Below are 19958 nucleotides of genomic sequence, written 5' to 3'. Positions count from 1 at the left end.
CCTTGACAGCCTGCGAGAGCCTACTTCAAACTCAAATCAATCCCAGCGGACAAGCACTCGACATGAATGTGCACCGGAATTCTCCGCCGGTGCGATTCTCATTCTTCGGAAGAGGTTCCAGCGCATGGGTGCATTGGCAATTCTCGGTGGTGAGCCGCAGCGTCCGGCGAAGATCACCGCGCGGTTCGAGCCGACCGGGGCGACCAGGCAGCGGGTCGCCGAGCTGCTCGCGGACGGGGCGCTCAGCGACTTCTACGGCGGCCGGTGGTGCACCGAGTTCGAGCGGCGCTTCGCCGAGCACTTCGGCGTCCGGCACGCGATCGCGGTCAGCTCGGGGACCTCGGCGCTGCACACGGCGGTGACCGCGGCGGGCATCGGCCCCGGCGACGAGGTGCTGGTGCCCACCAGCTGCTTCTTCACCGCCGCCACCGCGGTGCTGCAGCTCGGCGCGATCCCGGTGCTGGTCGACTGCCTGCCGGGGTCGCTGGCCATCGACCTCGACGCCGCGGCGGCCCAGGTCACCGCGCGCACCAGGGCCGTGCTGCCGGTGCACATGTACGGCTACCCCGGCGACGCGCCCGCGCTGACCGCCTTCGCGCAGCGGCACGGGCTCGTCGTGGTCGAGGACGCCTGCCAGAGCCACGGCGCCCGGTGGGGCGACACGCTCATGGGCACCTTCGGCTCCCTCGGCTGCTTCTCCTTCGCCGCGCCCCGCAAGCACATCAACACCGGCGAGGGCGGCATGGTCGTCACCGACGACGACGAGCTCGCGCTGCGCGTGCGGCGAGTCGCCAACAAGGGCAAGGACAACGGCTGGTTCACCCACAAGGTGATGGGCTTCTCCTACAACCTGCCCGAGATGAGCGCGGTGCTGGGCATCCAGGGCGTGGAGGCGCTCGACGCCGAGGTGGCCGCCAGGCGCGCGGTGTCCGACGCCTACGACGACGAGCTCGCGGGCAGCGGCCTCGAAGTGCAGCGGCCGCCGGACGTCGCGTTCCACTCGTACTTCCGCAAGGTGGTGCTGCTGCCGCCGCGGTACCTGCCGCTGCGCGACTGGTTCGTGCGCGCGGTGGAGTGGGAGAACGTCTCCGCCAAGCCCCCGCACGCCGCGTTGCACACGATCGAGTGGTTGCGCGGGCGGGTCGGCGGGGCGGGCGAGTTCCCCGTCGCCGACCTCGACCTCGGCCGCGCGGTCGACCTGGAGTCGGGGCCGCTGATGACGCCGGACGACGGCGTGGTCAGCGCCCGCGCCGTGCTCAAGGTGTGGGAGTGGGTGCAGGCCAACGAGGATGTCGCCTTCGCGTTCGCCGCCCAAGGTGGCCGCTACGACGACAAGGGCCCGCAATTGACCGCGGCGGGTTCGCGGTAGGGTCGGGAAACGTGATCACGAACAATTTCCTCGACGCCGTCCTCGACCACTACGGGCTCGCCGGAAAGCCCGTGGAACCGCTCAACCAGGGAGCCGACAACTTCACCGCATCGGTGAACTCGGAATTCGTGCTCCGCTGTTACCGGGTGACCCCGGCCGATGAGGTCGACGTCGAGCTCGACCTCATCGACCACCTGGTCGAGCGCGGTTTCCCGACCCCGCGCGTGCTGCGCACCGCGGACGGCGCGCGGCGGGTCGAGCACGAGGGCACGCACGCCGTGCTGTTCGAGCTGGTGCCCGGCTCGCCGATTGACGAGGACGCCCCCGCCAGCCGCCGCACGGTGGCCGAGCTGGCCGCGAGCCTGCACCTGGCGACGGCCGACCTGCCCGCGGGAGCGCGCCGGTCGCGCTCGGACCGGGGCCGCATCCAGAACCTGCTGGCCGAGCTGGACGCCGGCGGCCCGCTGGCGACGAAGGCAGGGGCGAGCGAGCTGGCGGGCGAGCTGCGCACATTGCTGTCCGAAGTGGACGACCTGCTCGGCGCGGGCCTGCCGCACGGCGCGGTGCACCACGACTACTACCACGAGAACGTGCTCGTCGACGCGGGCGGCCGGGTGCTCGGGCTGATCGACTTCGACGAGGCCTACCCCGGCCCGGTGGTGCTCGACGTCGCCGCCCTGCTCACCACCTGGGCCACCGACGACGAGGACCGCTTCGACACCGCGGCCATGCGCTCCCTGCTGGCCGACTACGAGCGGGTCCGCCCGCTGTCGGACCGGGAACGGGCGGCGCTGCCGCTGGCGGTGCGGGTGTTCAACGCCGCGGACGCCGCCGAGTACATCCAGCGCAACCACCGCAAGCGGCCGGACGCCTTCGAGATCGCCGAGTGCCGCTCGCTGCAGACCTACCACGCGCTCACCAGCCAACACGACTGGCTGCGCGGGTTCGCCACGGACTGACCCGCGCGCCGTCCGTCCCCAGGAGGACGACATGACCGACGACTTCCGCGTGTTCCTCGCCGCCCCGTTCGCGCAGTGGCTCGCGCCGGACGGCACCGTGGACCCGGTGGCCCGCAAGCGGCTGGAAGGCCTGCGCACGGCCTTCCTCGACCTGGGCCTGCCGGTGTTCAACGCCCACCACAACGAGGGCTGGGGCCAGGGCTGGCTGCCGCCGGAGGTGTGCGTGCCCAACGACTTCCGGGCCATGCAGACCGCCGACGTGGTCTGCGCCTACCTGGGCACGCCCGCCTCCGGCGGGGTCTGCCTCGAACTGGGCTGGGCCTCGGCCATGCACAAGCCGGTGCTGCTGGTGCTCGACGAGGGCGTCGAGCACAGCCAGATGGTGCAGGGCCTGTCCACCACGACCCCGGTGCGCGAGCTCGTGGTGCGCGACGGCCTCGACCCCTCGGCCCACGACGCGATCACCGCGGCGACGGTGGAGCTGGCCAGGGAGTGCTCGCCGCCGGTGGCGTGGCGGGGCACCGCGCTGGACACCTCGCTCGGCTACGTGCGGACCGCGACGCCGGAGCTGGTCGGATGACCGCCCTCGCGCCCACCCTGGCGGTGGCGGCCGCGGAGTTCGGCTGGGGCAGCGCGGGCAAGCTCAGCGCGGTGCTGGCAGCTCTGCGCGCCGGCGACCCCCGGCCGAGGCGGGTGGTGCTGCTCGGCTCCGGCCTGGGCCGCCCGCTGCTGGCCGGGCACGGGATCGACGCCGTGCACGAGGTGTCCACGCCGGGTGCGGTGGCCGAGGTGCTGGCCGAGGAGGAGGTGGACGCGGCGCTCGTCGTGCTCGACCCCGCCATCGCCAACGCCTGCACCGCGGCCGGTGTGCCCACGACCTACGTCGACAGCCTGCCGTTCCTGTGGACCAGGGGCGACCTGCCGGGGTTCCCGGTGGCCGTGGCCGCCTACTGCGCGCAGCGCTGCCTCGAGCTGCCCGCCGGCAGCGAGGAGGTGCTGGGGCAGGTCCAGCGGCTGCACTGGGTCGACCCCGTCGTCGAGCACGCGGCGGCCGGCGGGCCGGGTGTCCCCGCCGGGCGGTGGCGCGGTGCGGGCGGCCGGGCGCTGGTGAACCTGGGCGGCCTGCGGTCGCCGCACGCCGCCGACTGGGCCGCCTACCCGCGCCTGGTGGTGCCCGCGGTGCTCACCGCGCTGCGCGACACCGGGTTCGAGGAGGCGCACGTGGCCGGCAACGTGCCGGCCGAACTGGCCGCGGAACTCGTCCGCTCGGCCCCGGAGCGGCTGCGGGTGTCGGCGGGGCCGTTGGCCCGCGCGGACTTCCTGGCCCGCCTCGACGGCGGCTGCGACGTGCTGGTGACCTCGCCGGGGCTGACCACGCTGCTGGAGGCCAGCAGCCGGGGCGTTCCGGTGGTGGCGCTGCCGCCGCAGAACCTGAGCCAGGTCTTCAACGCCCGGTTCCACCGGGCCGCGGTCGGCGACCGCTTCGGCGTGCGCTGGCCCGCGGGGGTGTTCACCGACGAGGAGGCCGTCGCGGCCAGCGCGGGCGGTGAGGAGGCGGCGCTGGAGGTCGTCTACGGCGGCATCTCCCGCGCCCGGCCCGCAGCCGTGCGCCCCGCGCTGCGCACCGCGCTGGCCGACGCGCTGCGGGCGGTGGCCGCGGGCGGGACCGACTGGGGCGCGCTGGCGGCCAGGCTGGGCACGTCCGGGGCCGCGCAGGTGGCCGAGATCGTGCTGGCGACCGGCGGGCGCGAGCACCGGCACCGCGCGGTCGACGCGCAAGCGCGTGGCTGAGCGGGGCGGGCGGGCGACCGCGGTCGTCGTCATCGGTGCCGGGTACGTCGGGCTGACCACCGCGGCGTGCCTGGCCTCGCTCGGCCACCGCGTGGTCTGCGCGGACGTCGACGCCGCCAAGGTCGACCGGTTGCGCGCCGGCCGGGTGGACATCCTGGAGCCGGGTCTGCCGGAGCTGGTGGCGGCCGGCCTGGCCGACGGGTCGCTGCGCTTCGAGCTGGGGGCCGGGGCCGCCGTGCGCGGCTGCGTTCCCGGCGCGCGGGCGGTGTTCCTCTGCGTTCCCACGCCTTCGGACGCCGACGGCCGGGCCGACCTGACGGCGGTGGAGTCCGCTGTGGACGAGGTGGCCGGAGCACTGGTCGCAGGCGACGTCCTCGTGCTCAAGTCGACAGTTCCGGTGGGGACGACGCACGCCGTGCGCGACCGCCTGCGCACAGCGGGCGTCGCGGTCGCCAGCAACCCGGAGTTCCTGCGGGAGGGCTCCGCCGTCACCGACTTCCTGCACCCCGACCGGCTCGTCATCGGGTGCGACGACCCGGCCGGGACCACCACGCTGGCCGGTGTCTACGCCGGGGTGGCAGCCCCGGTCGTGGTGACCGACCCGGTCAGCGCCGAACTGGTCAAGTACGCCGCGAACTGCTTCCTGGCCCTGAAGCTGTCCTACGTCAACAGCATCGCCGAACTGTGCGAGCGGGTGGGCGGCGACATCGGGTCGGTGGCGGAGGGGATGGGCCACGACCCGCGCATCGGCCCCGGCCACCTGCGCCCCGGCCCGGGGTGGGGCGGTTCCTGCCTGCCCAAGGACACCAGGGCCCTGCTCCACCTGGCCGACCGCCGCGGCGTGGACCTGACCCTGGTGCGGGCCGCGGCGGACCTCAACTCCGCCACCCAGGACCGCATCGCGGACAAGGTCCGCACCGCGGCCGGGGAAGCGGGTGGCGACCGGGTGGCGGTGCTGGGGCTGGCCTTCAAAGCGGGCACCAACGACCTGCGCGAGTCCCCCGCACTGGCCGTCGCCGCCCGTCTGTCGGCCCACGGCCTGACCGTCGTCGCCCACGACCCGGCCATCGCCCCCGGAACCGCGCCACTGCCGGGCATCACCCTGGTCGACGACGTCGACCTCGCCGTCAAGGGCGCGGCAGCGGTGGCGCTCCTCACCGACTGGCCGCAGTACCGGGCGCTGGACTGGAACCGCGTGGCCGGCCTGATGGCCGGGACCGTGGTCGTCGACACCCGCAACCAGCTCGACCCGGAGCAGCTGCGCCGCTGCGGTCTCGACCGGCGGGGAATCGGGGTCTGAGTCCGCGGCCCGGTGACCGGTGGTGGTGTGGGCTGGACAAGTGGCGGTCCCGTCTGCGGGCGGGACCGCCACTCGGCTGCCCAGGTCGTGATGGGCCTGCCGGCGCGTCACACCGGCGTCCGCAGCCCCTCCGGCCGCACCCGCCGCCCCTCTCCAGCCGACGTCAGCACGGCGTCGAGCACGTCGACCACGTGCAGCGCCAGCTCCCCGCTGGCCCGGTGCTGCCCGCCCTCCCGCAGCGCCCGCGCCAGGTCGACCACGCCCGCTCCCCGCCGCACCGGCGGTCCGGCGGGCTCGGGCAGCTCGACCTCCGTCCACTCCTGCGAGCCGCGCCGTTGCAGCAGCACGGGTCCGTCGTACGAGCTGGGGTCGGGGCAGCGCAACGTCGCCTCGGTGCCGTGGACGTCCAAACTGGACACATCGGCGGCGGTGTCGAAAGAGGTCGTGAGGGTGCCGACGGCTCCGCCCGCGAACTCCAGCACGGCGGAGAGGTGGGTCAGCGTCTCGACCTCGACCACGGACCCGGCCAGCGGGTCGCTGGTCACGGTGCGGGTGGGCCAGGTCGTCGCGGCGGCGGCGGAGACGGCGGCGATCGGGCCGAGCAGGCAGACCAGGGCGCTGAGCTGGTAGGGGCCCATGTCGAACAGGGGACCGCTGCCGGACCGGTAGAAGAAGGCCGGGTCCGGGTGCCACCACTCCGGCCCCGGGCTCAGGGTCAGCGCGGTGACCCCCACCGGCGTGCCGATGCGGCCCTCGTCGACGAGTCGCTTGGCGAGCTGGAAGGCAGGGGACAGGAAGGTGTCCGGCGCGCTGCCCACGCGAACCCCGCCCGCGGCGGCGGCGTCGAGCAGAGCGGCGGCCTCAGTCCGGTCAACGCCAAGGGGTTTCTCGGTGTAGACGTGCTTTCCCGCGGCGATGGCGGCGAGGGCGACATCGGCGTGGTGGGCGGGCGGTGTCAGCACGAGGACGACCGCGACCTCCGGGTCGTGGTGCAGTTCCTCGACGGGCACCGCGCGCAGTCCGGGGACCTCACGTGCCAGCGCGCTGGCCCGCGCCGGGTCGGCGTCGGCCACAGCGGCCAGCCGGACAGAGGGCTGCTTGGCGAGGTGTTTGGCGTAGGAGCGGCTGATCATGCCCGCCCCGACGATGCCGAGGCCGACCGGTGCGCTCATCAGGAGACCTCCACGGCAGTGGCGCGCTCGCGCAGGAAGTGGTTCATCACGCGGGAGCTGACGTCGCAGCGCCCGCAGGCGCTATTGGTCCCCGACGCGCAGCGCGCCCGCAGGGACAGGGCGTTGAGGCTGTTCCACGCGTCGCGCGGGCGCCAGGTGAGCAGGTTGCCGATCGGCGCGTCGGCGTAGACGAGCATGTTGCAGCCGAACACGTCACCGGTGTCGGCGCGGACGTAGGCGGTGAAGGTGGGCACGCTGCACGGGTGCGGCGAGTCGTCCTCGGCGAAGCCCTCCTCGCGGGCGATGAGCTGCACGCCGGCGTCGGCGCACCGGACGCGCAACCGCCCGATCACCGTGGTGGCCCGCCGCACCTGCTCCGGCGTCGGCAGCTGCTCCGCCGCGCCGCGGATGGGGATCAGGTGCCACCAGTCGGGCAGCCTCGGCTGCGACAGCAGCACGTCGCCCAGTTCCTCCAGGTCGTCGATGCCGATGCGCTGCAACACGGAGTTGACGCCGAAGGGCAGGCCGACCTCGTGCATGCGGCGCATGGCGGACACGCACCGGTCGAACAACTGTGGCGTGTCGCGGATCGTGTCGTGGCGCGCACCGACGGCGTCGATGCTGAGCACCACCTCCTGACACCCGGCCCCGGCGAGCTCGGCGACCTTGGACGCCAGGACGCGGCCGTTGGAGATCACCGACACCCTGGCGCCCGCGTCGGTGGCGCGGCGCACCAGCTCGGACAGGCCGTGCAGCAGCAGCGGCTCGCCGCCGGTGAAGCGCAACGACTTCGGGGCCAGCTCCAGGACCTTGTCCAGGACCTCGCGGTAGTGCTCGACGCCGAGGGTGCTGCGCGGCAACAGCCAGCAGTCGCACATGTTGCAGCGCGCGTTGCAGTTGTCGAACAACCCGAAGTACACCAGGTCAAGGCCGGTCTGCGGCCTCGTGGGCGACACCATGGTCGGGGTACCTCCTTGCGGGGTGGGCGGTTCAAGGCCGCAAGGTAGGCGGGCCGGGTGCACGCGGCCAAGACCGCCACCGTGCACACCGTTGGTGTTCAACATGATTGCCGGCCACGCGCGGTGGTCGGCGAGGCGCGGCGCCGGGCGCGCACGGGTGAGGACGTGACCTGCGTCCACACTGGCCAGACGCGCTGAGTGAGATCGCGTGCCGCACCCGGCATCCGTTGCTCCATAAGGACTGTTCAGCACCACACGCGCGCCTTTGCCCCGGCCACGGTCGCTTGTTAGCGTCCGATCGCCCGACCGCCGCGACCGACAAGGCTGGTGCTGATGGGTCTCTCGCTGACCGACCACCTGGACAACCTCGGCCCCCTCGCGGGCAGCGCACCCTACGTGCGCACACCGGCGGGTCTGATGGGCCAGGACCTGGCCCCGCCCCGGCGCGACGTCGAGCGCGAGCGCGAGCAGCTGCGGCGCTACTTCGACGGTCTGCCGCAGGCGCACCGTGCCAGGGTGCTGGCCCTGGCCGACCGGCTGCCCCCGCTGGACCCGCGTTGCCGGATCAGCGTGCAGGTGCCCGCCCGGTTCGAGGCCGAGTACCTGCGCCGCTTCCTCGACGTCTACGCCGACCAGCGCGACATCGACGGCTCGCCGCTGCCGCCGGGCAGCTTCGACGTGCTGGTGCTGACCAACCGGCTCGCGGGCGAGGACCCGGACGACTCCGCCGCGGTGTTCGAGCGGTTCCGCGCCGAGGCGGGCGCGGTCGGCGCGGCCTTCCACCTCGTCGACGTGGTGCTCGACGCGGACGAGCCGTACCCGCTGACGCTGTGCAGGCGGCTGTGCGCGGACATCACCGCGGTCAGGGCGCTGCGGGGCCGGCAGCGCGCGCCGCTGTACTTCGCGCTGGAGGACGCCGACACGGTGTGGCTCGACCCCCGGCAGCTGGCCATCCAGGTCGCCGCGCTCGACGCCGACCCGGCGCTGGACGGCGTGCGCGGCCAGCAGGACCGCTGCCCGTGGATCATGTGCGAGAACGACCTGCTCGTGCTGCTGCGCCGCTCGTGGAACTTCACCGAGGCCTACTTCATGCGCGAGTCGCTGCACCCGCACCGCAACCCCGACTACGACTTCACCTGGAACCGGGTGGTGACCAGCGGCTGGAACACCGCGATCACCGCGGAGGCGTTCGCGGCGATGGGCGGCTACACCCCCGACCGCCGCCTCGGCGAGGACGTCGACCTCGGTGAGCGGCTCAGCTGCGTGCGCGGCCGCTGGGACGGGCCGGTGTTCCGCCCCGAGGTGGGCACTGTCGGCGCGCTGCGCACCAGGGCGGAGGGCTCGCCCCGGCGGTGGCTGCTGCGGGTGGCCGCCGACGTGGAGCCCTACAACCGGTCCGGCGGCTACGCGAACTTCTTCTCCGCCGACGTCACCGCGCGCATCAAGTCCCCTGACCCGCACGACCTGCTGGAGCTGGCCCGCCCCTCGGCCAGGCTCACCCGTGAGAACGCCGAGCTGTTCGAGGACGTGCTCTCCGGCGACCTCGCCTTCACCCGCAAGGTGCGCAAGCGCCGCGACGCCGCCGACGAGCAGTGGCGCTGGGTGTGCCTGGCGCTGGGCCTGCGCCCCTCGGACTGGCGGGTCGACGGCGACCGGGTGCGCCTGCTGCGCCTGGACGCCCTCGCCGGCGCGCTGGCCGGGTTCCGCGCCAGGCACCGGGGCAGGCCACCGCGCATCGGCGAGTCAGCCCGTCCCACCGGCCGCATCCCGCACCGCCCCCAGGAGGAGACCCATGCGCACCCCAGCGCTTGACGGCGGAACCCCCGCCTTCGACGCGAACGAGGCCAAGGCCCTGTGGCCGGGCACGCACCCCGACGAGCTCGACGGCCTGCGCCGGGTCCTCGACTCCGGCGTGTGGTCGCGCAGCCGCGACAGCGACTGGGCCGGCGGCGAGGTCGGCCGGTTCGAGGCCGCGCTCGGCGGCTACCTGGGGGCCGAGCAGGTCACCGCCACGGCGAACGGCACGGTCGCCATCGAGTTCGCGCTCGCCGCACTCGGCGTCGGTCCCGGCGACGAGGTGATCGTGCCCGCGTCGACGTTCTTCGCCTCGGTCTCACCCGTGGTGCGCCTGGGCGCGGTCCCGGTGTTCGCCGACATCGACCCGGCGACCTTCACGATCTCTCCCGCGTCGGTGGCCGAGCGGGTCACCAGCCGCACGGTGGGGGTGCTCGTCGTGCACCTCGCGGGCATCCCGGTCGACCTGGACGCGATCGGCGAGCTGTGCGCGCGGCGCTCGCTGTTCCTGGTCGAGGACTGCGCGCAGGCGCTGGGCTCGACCTGGCGCGGCCGCCAGGTCGGCACGTTCGGCGACGCGGGCACCTTCTCCTTCCACCAGGAGAAGCAGCTCACCGCGGGCGAGGGCGGCGCGGTCGCCACCCGCGACCCGGCCGTCGCCGGACGGGTCTTCGCCCACCACAACGGCTTCTGGATGCGCGGAGCCCCCAAGCAGGACAAGCACGAGGTCTCCACCAACGGCAGGCTCACGCCGTTCCAGGCCGCGGTGCTCAGCGCCCGGTTGCCCCGCCTCGACGAGCAGGTCGAGCACCGGGCGGCCAACGCGGAGGCACTGCGCGCGGCTGTCGTGGACGGGGTCGAGCAGGTGACCCCGCTCGCGGCGACGACCAGGTGGAGCCTGTTCGCGGTGCCCTTCCGGGTGGACCCGGAGCAGGTGTCGCGCGACAAGCTCGTCGAGGCGCTGTCGGCGGAGGGGGTGTCGGCGCACGAGGGCCACCTCGACCCGGTGTACCGGCGCCCGCTGTTCCTCGACAACCCGATCGACCACCGCAACGACGGCTGCCCGGAGGCGGAACGGGCGGCGGACGTCACCGGGTTCGTCATCTCGCACAAGATGTTCCTCGGCCCGCGGGCCTGGATGACGCGGCTGGGCGAGGTGCTCGACGAGCTGGTCTCCTCGGGGCGCGTCCGCCCGTGAGCCGCCACCCGGCCGTTTTTCACCGGGATCTGTGACCCACCAGCGGCCCAGCACCGGTGGCGGCCGGGCGAGCCCGCGCCGTTGGACGATCCACAACGGACTTGCGGGGTCGTCTCCGGGAGATGTCCCGGAGACGACCCCGTCGTGACCCGCCAGCTCTGGTCGGCCCACCACTTCTGCCCGGTCTCACCGAGCATCGAAATCGGGTCGCAGTACGGGTACCGGCGGTTCGACGATGCGCCGAAGCCCGTTCAGACTTCGGTGATTCCCACGCCGAAACGGCCCACGTGGTAGATCCGGATTCCATCGGCCCACAGCCAGCCCTCGGCAATGAGCTGCGTGCCGTTCCGGTCGGTGGTGACCGACACGATCTCGACCTCCACGGTGACCAGTCTCGACGCTGGGGTGACCTGACCGCGGTAGCGCCAAGTCACGGGTTCGTCGAGCACGACCGGCACGAACTTCGAGCTGCCGGTGCCCAGGCCCCGTTCGATCGCGTAGAACTGCAGGAGTTGGAGCAATCCCTGCACGCCGAGCGAACCTGGCTGGACGGGATCCTGGAAGAAGTGGGCCTTGAAGAACCACTCGTCCGCGTCGACCTCCTTCTCCGCACGCAACCGCCCGAGGCCCGCAGCACCCGCGTCGGGCCAATAGCCGGTGACCCGGTCAAGCATCAGCAGCATCCGTGCCGGCAGCCTCAGCGATCCGTTGAAGTAGCGCTGGGGCCGGGCTTTCAGGTCGACGTGGAAGGTGCTCGGTGCCGTGAGGAGCTCGCGTTCGTCTTCTGAGGGAGGCAAACCGACCTGGGTGGCGAACGCGCTCGGCGGGAAGAAGCCGAACACCGTGCGGAGGCTGAACAACGGCACGCCGTCGGCGGCGCATTCGACGCCGAAGGTCTGAATGATCATGTCGCCGTCGGTTGACACGTCGAGCAGGACCGTCCTGGTGCGCAACACCTTCGTCTCCGGTGTGACGACGCCGTGCACGGTGCCGTTGCCGTCCAGGTTCCGGAAGAGCAGGTCGGTCTCGCTCGTCAGCGCGGAACCCACGTAGGAGGCCAGCCAGCCGCTCGCCTGCAGCACGACCTCCATCAGGACGCTGAACGGCATGGTGCCGGGATCGTCGTTCTGCTCGAAATACCAGACCTCGTCCGGCACGTCGTACTCGACCGTGACCGCGCTGCCCGCCCGCATCACCAGAGGCGGTCCCTCGACCTCGACGACCCGGCTCATGAAGTGGAACGGCGGGCCAGGTAGTCGGGCGAGCCGGCGGTGCCCGTCGAACGGCGCGTAGGCCGGACCGAACGCCTCGGTGGGGCGGCCCCAGGCACAGGCCAACATGGCCTGGTAGTCATACCGGAAGCCGTTCACCTCGGCGATCGGCACATGTTCGTGGTGCCCAGCCAGTCCGGCGAGCTCACGGTGCGCCACGGGGCGGCCCGTCCGTTGAACAGCGGGAGGGGCGAGCGGGCTCCACTGGTCGAGCGGCCAGTCGGGCACCAGTCGCAGTTTCAACCCTGAAGCGTGGAAGGCGCGCACTCCGTCAACGGTGCAGAGGACGTCCGCCGTCAACTCGGGTTCCGGGCCGGCGGCACGTCCGGACACGAACACCTCGTAGGTCAGCAACTTGCTGCTCGGCGTCACCTGGCCCCGGCATGCCATGCGATACGTCGAACCGGGAACCGGTTCGAATCGCCACCCGTCCCGCTGCACGGTGTACCCGCATGCCGCCAGGTGGAAGGCCATGGCCTGGAAGCAACCGTCGAGCATCAAGGTCCCGGGCATGCACGGGTCGTTGTGGAAGTGCCCGTCGAAGAACCAGTCGTCCGGCGAGATCGACGTCTCGGCCTTCACGTACCCCTTGCCCCAGGGGCCGCCCGAAGCGTCGTGCGAGACCACGCGGCTGAGCAGCCTCATCGGTCCCTCGCCCAGGCGGGGGCTGCGGATGTGCGAGCGTGCGAGGTTCCAGTCCTCGCCGAAGCAGTCGGCAGGTCGCCCTTCGGTGTACGCCAGCACTTGCTCCGCGCTGTACGCCTTGGGTGGCTGCGCGATCTGCGGGGGAGCGGCGGCCGGCCCCCCGTTGAGCGGGGCGGTTTCCGGAGTCCACAACACCCCGCGCGTGTTCGCGAGCTCCTCGTCGGTGAAGAAGCCGGCTTGTCCTTCGCGCATCGACAGCCGGAGTTCGTTCCCGACGTAGGCGTCGTAGTGGAAGAAGAACACGCGTACGCCGCCGTGCTCGCCGTGCCCGTCCACCGTGATCTCGTAGCGCAGCGTCTCACCGGGCGACGGCGGCTCGCCGTGGAAGGTCAGGTCGCAGCCGAGCAGGCGGTACACCCGCTTGCCCTGGTTGATCTGGTCGATTCCCAGCCAGCTGATGAGGAGGAGGTCCGCCTGCCCGGCCTCGATCAGGGCGCCGGTGGACATGCGGCCTGCGGGCTCGAGGTACCAGGTGCCGGCCTGGACGTCGGTCTCCGTGTGGATCGTGCCCGTGCCCATCGAACCGGGTGCGCCGTCGAGGTAGGTCACACGGTCGGCGAGCAGCAGCGGGGGAGCGGGCATCCGGACTTGCCGCGCGTACCCGTCCTGCGTGCTGAACAGGGGCCCGAAGACGTCCGAGATCCGGCCGGTGGCGAGTTGTTCGAGCTGAGTTCGTGAGAAGACAGGTGCCGAGCCGTTCTCGGCTGCGGCTCCGGCCGCCGCCTCGACCGGCGTCGGTGGCTCGGGCACCACGGTCGAATGGCCGACGAGCGCGGCGCGCACGAGTTCGGCAGTCCTGAACAGCCCGTCCAAGCGCTGGCGCTGCACGTTGCCCTGAACGGACAGGAACTGGCGATGGACCTCGGCGATTTCCGCCTGCATGGTGGAGAAGACCGCAGCCGCGCTCCTGCGGGTGTCGCTGATCGCGGCAGCGGCCGGTTCCACCACGGTTACCTCCGGGGAGCGGTCGCTCGTCGAGAAGGCGGGCGAGGGCGCGGATGCAGTGCTCGGAGCCGGGGCCGGCAGAGCGAGGGAAGTCGGAACCGGTGCCTCGGAAGCCACCGGGGCCACAACCGCGACGAGCCGGCCTGGTTCCTCGGCGCTCGCGGTCGACGGCAGCCGCATCTCGGGAAGATGAGCCTGCAGTCGCACCGTGGTTCCCTCGTTTCCAGCCGCACGGTCCACGTTGAGCGACCGCAGGTGCGCCTCGAGTCGTTCGGAGTCGACCGGCACGTCTGCGGCGGTCAGTTCGGCCACGACCTGGTGCAGCTGGTCGAGGCGCCTGCCGTCCACGGCGTCGAGCGGCACCGCCAGGTGCTCGCGGTCTCCCAGGGTCCGCTTGATCCAGCCGGTGCACTGGCGCCGGGGACCGTGCTCGATGAAGGTGCGGGCGCCGTCCTCCCACGCACGCTCCACCGTGCGCGAGAAGTCGATCATGCCCAGCCCTTGTGCGGTGATCGCGTCGGCGGCGTTGTCCGCAGTGGGGCTGTACCAGTCGCCGGTGGCGCAGGTGTAGAACCGAACGCCGGACACCTCGGTCGTGGGCAGGTGGTGCAGCTCGCGCCACTGCGGGCCCACCTCGGCGACCTCCGGCACGTGTGCGGCGATCTGGTACGGGATGCGGAGCGTCGGCACACCGGACAGCCTTCGCACGACCCGCTCGCAGGCGTCGGCTTCTCCGCCGAACACGCAGGAGTCCGGTGCGTTGATGACCATGAGGTGCACCGAGGGCTCCTCGCGGAGCGCCGCCTCGACCGTTTCCGCGGAAGTCTCGGCCACGTAGCTCGCCCAACGGGTTCCGCCGACGCCCTCGCGCCGCCATGCTCGGCGCGGAGCGTCAAGGGTACCGACCACGTCCGAAGTGAACAGTGTCGACGAGCGCGCACCGATGAGCAGGGGAGAAACATCGCGCCAGGCACCGAGTGACGCAAGGGCGCTGGACTCACCGGAGGAGTAGCCGAGCGCGGCCCGCGGCCGCAGACCGAGCACGTCCTGCGTGATCCTCGTGTGCAACTGGGCCAGCACCGAAGCCCCGGCGATCTGGTCGAGCGGATGGGGCGGCTGGCCGGTTTCTCCGAACGCCCAGCCGATGGCGTCCTCCAAAGGACCGGTCCGTTGCCGCACGGCGTCAACCAGTTCCGGGAAGGCCAGCACCAGTTCCCGGCCCATGCCCTCGTAGGCCATCGAACCGCCCGAGTAGACGAAGGCGACATCGCCCTTGACCGGTCTCGCGCGGAAGGCGGCGCCGAACGGCTGCGCTCCACTCCCGCGCAACCAGCGAGCGGTCCTCTCGGCCAGCGCGATGAACTGGTCCTCGCCACGCGCCCACAAGACGAGCCGGGCCGGACCCGCATCACTCTCACGACCCGCGGCCAGCGCGTCCAGAACGTCTTCCTGGTTCGCTCCCGAGTAGATGCGGAACCTAACGGGCAGTGCGTCGGCCACGCCGGCTGTTTCTCCAGCACGCAGCCGAAGGCACTTGCGCGGTCCTTCCAGCGGCTGGCTCACGCATGTCACCTCAGCTTGACCGAAAGTCGGCACAGCCGGCGTTCCGGCACCTCGCGGCCGGAAGCGGTGCCGCAGGGCGAGCACGCCCGTCACGACCGAGAGCAGACCATGAGCCGCGTGTGCCCGTCCGAACAGCTGTCCGGGGTCGAGGAGGTCGTCGTGAGAGCCATCTCCGATGACGAATCCGATTTCCTCATCGTTCTCTCCCCGCGTCTCGTCGAGGATGGCGAGCACGTCGTCGCCGTCGTCTTCCGCGCTGGACAAGCGCTTGAGTGCGATCACCACGGCCCCGTCGCCGACCGGACGCCGGTCGCCGAGCGCTTCCAGTGCCACCCGGTGCACAGGTTCGTGAGAGAGATCCACGGCTCCGACGAGGACGGCGTCCACTTCGTTCGCCCGCAGTGCTGCGGCGCCCAGCTCGATCGCGGTGAACCCGGAAGACTCCTCGTCGCTCACCGTGAAGCTCGGGCCTCGCAGGTCCAGAAGCTCGTTGACGCGGTTGGCCACCATGTTCGGCATGGCCCCGATCACGGCTGCGGCGGTCTGCGTCGCGCCTGCCACGTCCTGCACCTGCCCTGGCCGGTCCACCGCGGTGCCGACGCGCACCCGCGCTACTGGACGGACGGCTTCGGCGTCGCATCCCATGCCGACGAGCACCATCGTGCGCTCCGGCGGCAGGGTGGTCGCCGCGGCGGCTTCCCTCGCGGCCTCCAGCAGCAGGAGTTGTTGCGGGAGGACGTGCTGGAGGTCGAGCGGTGGAAGCCGCAGTCCGGCGGTGGACACCTCCAGGCTTTCGCGTGCCGCAGTGTCAGGCACGCCTTCGACCAGCGACCGCCGCAGATCGCCGACGTCCTGCCCGCTGGCCACACGTGAGCCGATCGCCACGATCGCCAACGGTTCCCGTACGGGCACGGGAGGCATGATCGGCGTTCCGGCGACATGGTCGTCACCGGTCCACGCGTCGACGATGAGATGGGCGTTGTTGCCCCCGAATCCGAACGCGCTCACCGCGGCTCGGCGGAAGCCGGTCCACTCCTCGGCCTCCCGCAGCAGCCGCAGAGGGGTGCCGTTCAACGAGGAGGAGGGAGTTCCTTCTCCGAGGCTGGGCGGCCGGACACCCGCGGCCAACGCACCCAGCGCCTTGAGCAAACCCGCTGCCCCGGCCGCGGTGATCGTGTGCCCGATGTTGGACTTCACCGAACCCGCCGGCAGATCGCGCGAGTCTCCGAACACCGCTGCGGTGCTGCGGATCTCCACACCGTCGCCGACGGCGGTGCCGGTCGCGTGCCCTTCAAGCAGCCCAACAGTTGTGGGAGACACCCCTGCGGCGCGGTACGCGGCGACCATCGCATCGCGTTGAGCCCGCTCGTCCGGCACCAGAGGACCACGGCCACGCCCGGTGTTCGACAGACCCGTTCCCCGGATCACGCCGAACACCCTTGCTCCAACCGCGATGGCGTCTGGGAGCCGCATCAACGCTACGAAAGCGGCGCCCTCCGCCGGCAGCAGCCCGTCCGCGCCTTCGTGGAAGGGCATGCTTCTCCCGGTGCGGCTCAACGCGGACAACTTGTCGAAACTCAGATGGATGAAGAGGCTGTCGGCCGCGTTGACGCCACCGGCGATCATCATCGCCGCCTCTCGGCGCTGCAGCCGTCCACACGCGACTGCGATGGCGTACAGCGAGGACGCGCAGGCGGCGTCGAGGGCGAATCCGCCAAGTCCCAGCCCGAGCCCGCGCGCGGTCAGCTGAGCGGGCAGGCCGGAAGAGAAGCGGTGGTGCGGCGACGGTGTGTCCCCGTTCTTCCAGACGGCCTCCGCGTACTCGGCGAGTCCTGAGGTCGGGTAGGACAGATTGCCCATGACCAGGCCGGTACGATCGAGCAGCTGGTTCTGACCTGCCTCACGCAGGGCTTGGCCCGCGCCGTACAGCGTCCACTGGACCACGGGATCCAGGTCCGCCGCCAGCCCTGCCGGCAACCGGTAGGCGTCCGGTTCGAAGACATCCGCGAAGCCCTCGACGTAACCGCCGGTTCCGGTGCGCATCCGGCGCGGCAGGTTCGCACCGGTGTGCGGGAACCTCCACCTGCCGGACGGAACCGGCTGGACCGACGAGCGGCCCATGACCACGTTGAGCCAGAACATCTCCGGGTCGAGCGCACCGGGTAGCGCGCACCCCCGCCCGACGATCGCGACGGGTTCGCTGGCCGCACCGTTCATCCCCGCACCTGCTCATGGCCGGGCCGGCGAACGAGTCCCACTCCCAGGAGTTCGGCCACGACGCCCCAGTCCTCGCTGAACATCGTGATGTCGCAGATGGGCTGGACCGGGTCCGGGTTCACCGCCAGCGCGGCACAACTGAGGCCCTGGGTGAGCAGACCGGGCAGATGGATCCGGATCTCCTCCACGCTCATAGGGAGATGAGCGCCGCCGGTCGCCTGGGCCGCCCACAGCAGAGCCAGTTGCAGTGCGCCGTCGACGGCGGCGGGGTCGGTGTGCCAGACGGCTGGCGGCCACCCGTCGAGGCCGTTCACCCCGCAGAGGTCCGCCAGAGCACCGGCCGTGGAGCGGCACCGCAGATCGGTGAGTGCCCGGAAGGCCTTGCCGTGGAAGAGGACTTCTCCGGCGTAGTGGTCCTCCTTGGCGGCCGAGTCGGGGAGGGAATCCACCTTGGACCAGAAACTGGAGTCGAGCAGCATCCCGTTCGACGTCGCGAAGGTGTTCTGCGCGTCGCGCGGCGTCGAGATCTCCGCAGTGGCCCGGTAGCACAGCCTGCCGTCGCCATCCGTCAACGTCAGACCCACCGCAGCGGATCCGCGGCGATGCCCTTTGACGGTGAGCTCGTGGCCGTTGCCATCCAGGTCCGGCAGCCGAACGCCCCGCACCACTTCCAGGTTCCGCAGGGAGATGGTGCCTATCTCACACACCAGCAGCGCCTGTGCTGCGCCGAAGAACCACTCGAGGACCAGCGCGACGGGGAGCACGGGCATTTGCCCGATGACGTGGTCCTCCAGGAAGGGGTGGGTGTGCGAGGTCAGCCTGACTGTGCCGACAGCCGCGGGCTCAGCCTCGGAAGAGCCCGCTCCGATCAGCTCGCCGTCGAAAAGACCACCGAAAGCGGTGTCGTCGGGCCGATCCGTCGCCACAACGGTGACTCGCGCAGGACCCGTTCCCCACGCGATTTCGCGGCGGAACGCCTCCGCTCCCTCGGCCTCGTCGATCAACGCGACTCCGCGTGTGGTGAAGTGCTCCCGCAGCGCTGGTCCCACCATGCCGCCGTCCCAGGCGCCCCACGCGATGGACCGAACAGTGCAACCGGGCCGGCGTGCTGCCACGTCCGAGGCGACCAGGGCCAGGACCTCGTTCGCCATCGCGTAATCGCTTTGCCCGGCGTTGCCGAAGCGGCCCGCCACCGAGGAAAACGTGCACACCAGGTCGAGAGGATCGTTCTCGGTCGCCGCGAGGAGTGTTCGCAGGCCGACCACCTTCGTGTCGAACACAGCGTCGAACTGCCCACCGGTCTTGTCCTCCAGCAGGGCGTCAGCGAGGACGCCCGCGCCGTGCACGAGGCCGGTGATGGGGCCCAGTTCGGTCCGCACCTGATCGAGCGTCGCACATACGGCTGCCTCATCGCGGACGTCGACCGCGAAGTAAGCAGCGGTGCACCCCGCCTTCTCCAGTTCGGCGAGCGTGGCCCGGATCTCTCGGGCCGCGATGACCTGTTTGGCCTTGATGCCGATCTCAGCGGGTGCGGCGTGAGTGCTGAGTTCGGCGATTCGCTGCCGCAACTCCCGTTCACCCGTGACACCAGCCAGTTCAGGTGACTCCTCGGTCACCTCGGTACGGCCCAGGAGCGCCACCGACGGATGTCCATCTGCGGCCAGGGCCAGCAGGGCCGAGGCGGTCACGCCCCTGGCTCCGCCGGTCACCACGAGCACCGGGTTCTTCGGTTTCCACGAGTCCTCGGACGTGATCGGCTCGCGCTCGTCCCGCAGCGTCCACCGAGTGCCGTTCGCACGCAGCGCGATGTCCGGGCAGGCGCCACCGTGGAGCAGTTCGGCGACGATCACCGCGGCGAGCTCCTCAGCGGACCTACCGCCCCTCTCCACGTCGATGGCCTTGGCCACACCAGACCGCCATTCGTGGTTCGCGCACCTGGCAAGACCGGCCAACCCGCCGAGCCAAGCCCGTTCCCCGGCCCCCCGAAGCCCGAAGTCGCCGCCGGTGTCCTGCACCACGACGAGCGTGCGCTCCGGCGTCGCGAACTCCTTGACCGCCTTGCACGCCGTGCCGAAGACGTCGCGGTTCACCGCGATCGCCTCTTCAGCGGTGACTGCAGGACAGAGCCCGCCGAGGAGCACCAATGCGCTCATGCCCGGAACCGCAGCCGACTGCTCGGCCGCGTCGACGCCGTGCTCCCGGAGCGCCCGCACCACCGCCTGCGCCAAGCCGGAACCGCCGTCGACCACGACGACGGGGCCGTTGCGCAAGCCGGGAATCTCAAGTCCCGGAACGACAGCGGGAACCACCTTGGTCACAGCACGAACAATCGATGCGGGCTGATTCGTGTTCGGTGTGGTTTCGGGTGTGGTTGTGGTGTTGGTGTAGTGGGCGGCGATGTGGCCGAGGGTGCGGAGCTGGGTGAGTTGGGTGGGGGTGATTTCGGGTGCGTGGGGGAGGCGGGTGCGGAGGTGGGAGAGGATTTCGACTCGTTTGATGGAGTCGATGCCGAGGTCGGTTTCGAGTTCGAGGTGGGGTTCGAGGATGTTGCGGGGGTATCCGGTTTTTTCGGCGACGACGTCGAGGAGGATTGATTCGGCGTCGTGGGTGGGTTCGGTGTTCGGTGTGGTTTCGGGTGTGGTTGTGGTGTTGGTGTAGTGGGCGGCGATGTGGCCGAGGGTGCGGAGCTGGGTGAGTTGGGTGGGGGTGATTTCG

At 71.6% G+C, this 19958-nt stretch carries 11 protein-coding genes; 7 read left to right on the top strand and 4 right to left on the bottom strand.

What is annotated here, in order from left to right; all coding sequences use genetic code 11:
* Positions 1 to 124: 124 nt before the first annotated feature.
* The 5 genes from ACZ7CF_RS40410 to ACZ7CF_RS40390 are packed head-to-tail and all read left to right on the top strand — an operon-like array spanning position 125 to position 5419.
* Entirely contained in the window at positions 125 to 1369 is a 1245-nt protein-coding gene (locus ACZ7CF_RS40410) for a DegT/DnrJ/EryC1/StrS family aminotransferase (protein ID WP_470372332.1), read from the top strand.
* Positions 1370 to 1380: 11 nt separating this feature from the next.
* On the top strand, positions 1381 to 2328 hold the full coding sequence (locus tag ACZ7CF_RS40405) for a phosphotransferase (protein ID WP_458431614.1): 948 nt from the start codon (positions 1381 to 1383) through the stop codon (positions 2326 to 2328).
* Positions 2329 to 2359: 31 nt separating this feature from the next.
* Positions 2360 to 2908, top strand: coding sequence for a nucleoside 2-deoxyribosyltransferase (locus ACZ7CF_RS40400; protein WP_360393571.1), 549 nt, complete (start codon positions 2360 to 2362; stop codon positions 2906 to 2908).
* Positions 2905 to 4119: a hydroxymethylcytosylglucuronate/cytosylglucuronate synthase gene (locus ACZ7CF_RS40395; RefSeq protein ID WP_470372331.1), complete on the top strand. Its 1215-nt coding sequence runs from the start codon at positions 2905 to 2907 to the stop codon at positions 4117 to 4119. The genes ACZ7CF_RS40400 and ACZ7CF_RS40395 overlap by 4 nt, the downstream gene beginning before the upstream one ends.
* Entirely contained in the window at positions 4112 to 5419 is a 1308-nt protein-coding gene (locus ACZ7CF_RS40390; protein WP_470372330.1) for a UDP-glucose dehydrogenase family protein, read from the top strand. Before ACZ7CF_RS40395 ends, ACZ7CF_RS40390 begins: the two co-directional genes overlap by 8 nt.
* Before the next feature lie 107 nt (positions 5420 to 5526).
* Here ACZ7CF_RS40390 and ACZ7CF_RS40385 read toward each other — a convergent pair whose 3' ends face one another.
* Both ACZ7CF_RS40385 and ACZ7CF_RS40380 read right to left on the bottom strand, forming a co-directional pair.
* Entirely contained in the window at positions 5527 to 6591 is a 1065-nt protein-coding gene (locus tag ACZ7CF_RS40385; protein ID WP_470372329.1) for a Gfo/Idh/MocA family protein, read from the bottom strand.
* A complete protein-coding gene (locus tag ACZ7CF_RS40380; protein WP_470372328.1) occupies positions 6591 to 7550 on the bottom strand; it encodes a radical SAM protein in 960 nt (319 codons plus the stop codon). The genes ACZ7CF_RS40385 and ACZ7CF_RS40380 overlap by 1 nt, the downstream gene beginning before the upstream one ends.
* Before the next feature lie 333 nt (positions 7551 to 7883).
* Between ACZ7CF_RS40380 and ACZ7CF_RS40375 the strand changes: the two genes are divergently transcribed.
* Together ACZ7CF_RS40375 and ACZ7CF_RS40370 are read left to right on the top strand one after the other, a co-directional pair.
* A complete protein-coding gene (locus ACZ7CF_RS40375; protein WP_470372327.1) occupies positions 7884 to 9362 on the top strand; it encodes a hypothetical protein in 1479 nt (492 codons plus the stop codon).
* A complete protein-coding gene (locus ACZ7CF_RS40370) occupies positions 9343 to 10542 on the top strand; it encodes a DegT/DnrJ/EryC1/StrS family aminotransferase (RefSeq protein WP_470372326.1) in 1200 nt (399 codons plus the stop codon). The genes ACZ7CF_RS40375 and ACZ7CF_RS40370 overlap by 20 nt, the downstream gene beginning before the upstream one ends.
* 251 nt (positions 10543 to 10793) lie before the next feature.
* Here the strand turns inward: ACZ7CF_RS40370 and ACZ7CF_RS40365 are convergent, their stop codons facing one another.
* Both ACZ7CF_RS40365 and ACZ7CF_RS40360 read right to left on the bottom strand, forming a co-directional pair.
* Entirely contained in the window at positions 10794 to 17243 is a 6450-nt protein-coding gene (locus tag ACZ7CF_RS40365; protein WP_470372325.1) for a beta-ketoacyl synthase N-terminal-like domain-containing protein, read from the bottom strand.
* Positions 17240 to 19958: SDR family NAD(P)-dependent oxidoreductase (locus ACZ7CF_RS40360; RefSeq protein ID WP_470372324.1), on the bottom strand; the 2719-nt coding region annotated here is incomplete at its 5' end. The genes ACZ7CF_RS40365 and ACZ7CF_RS40360, both read right to left, overlap by 4 nt.

The sequence above is a fragment of the Lentzea sp. NPDC036955 genome, assembly GCF_055608005.1.
The sequence above is the reverse complement of the archived record's forward strand: the minus strand, read 5'-3'. Positions and strand labels throughout refer to the sequence as shown.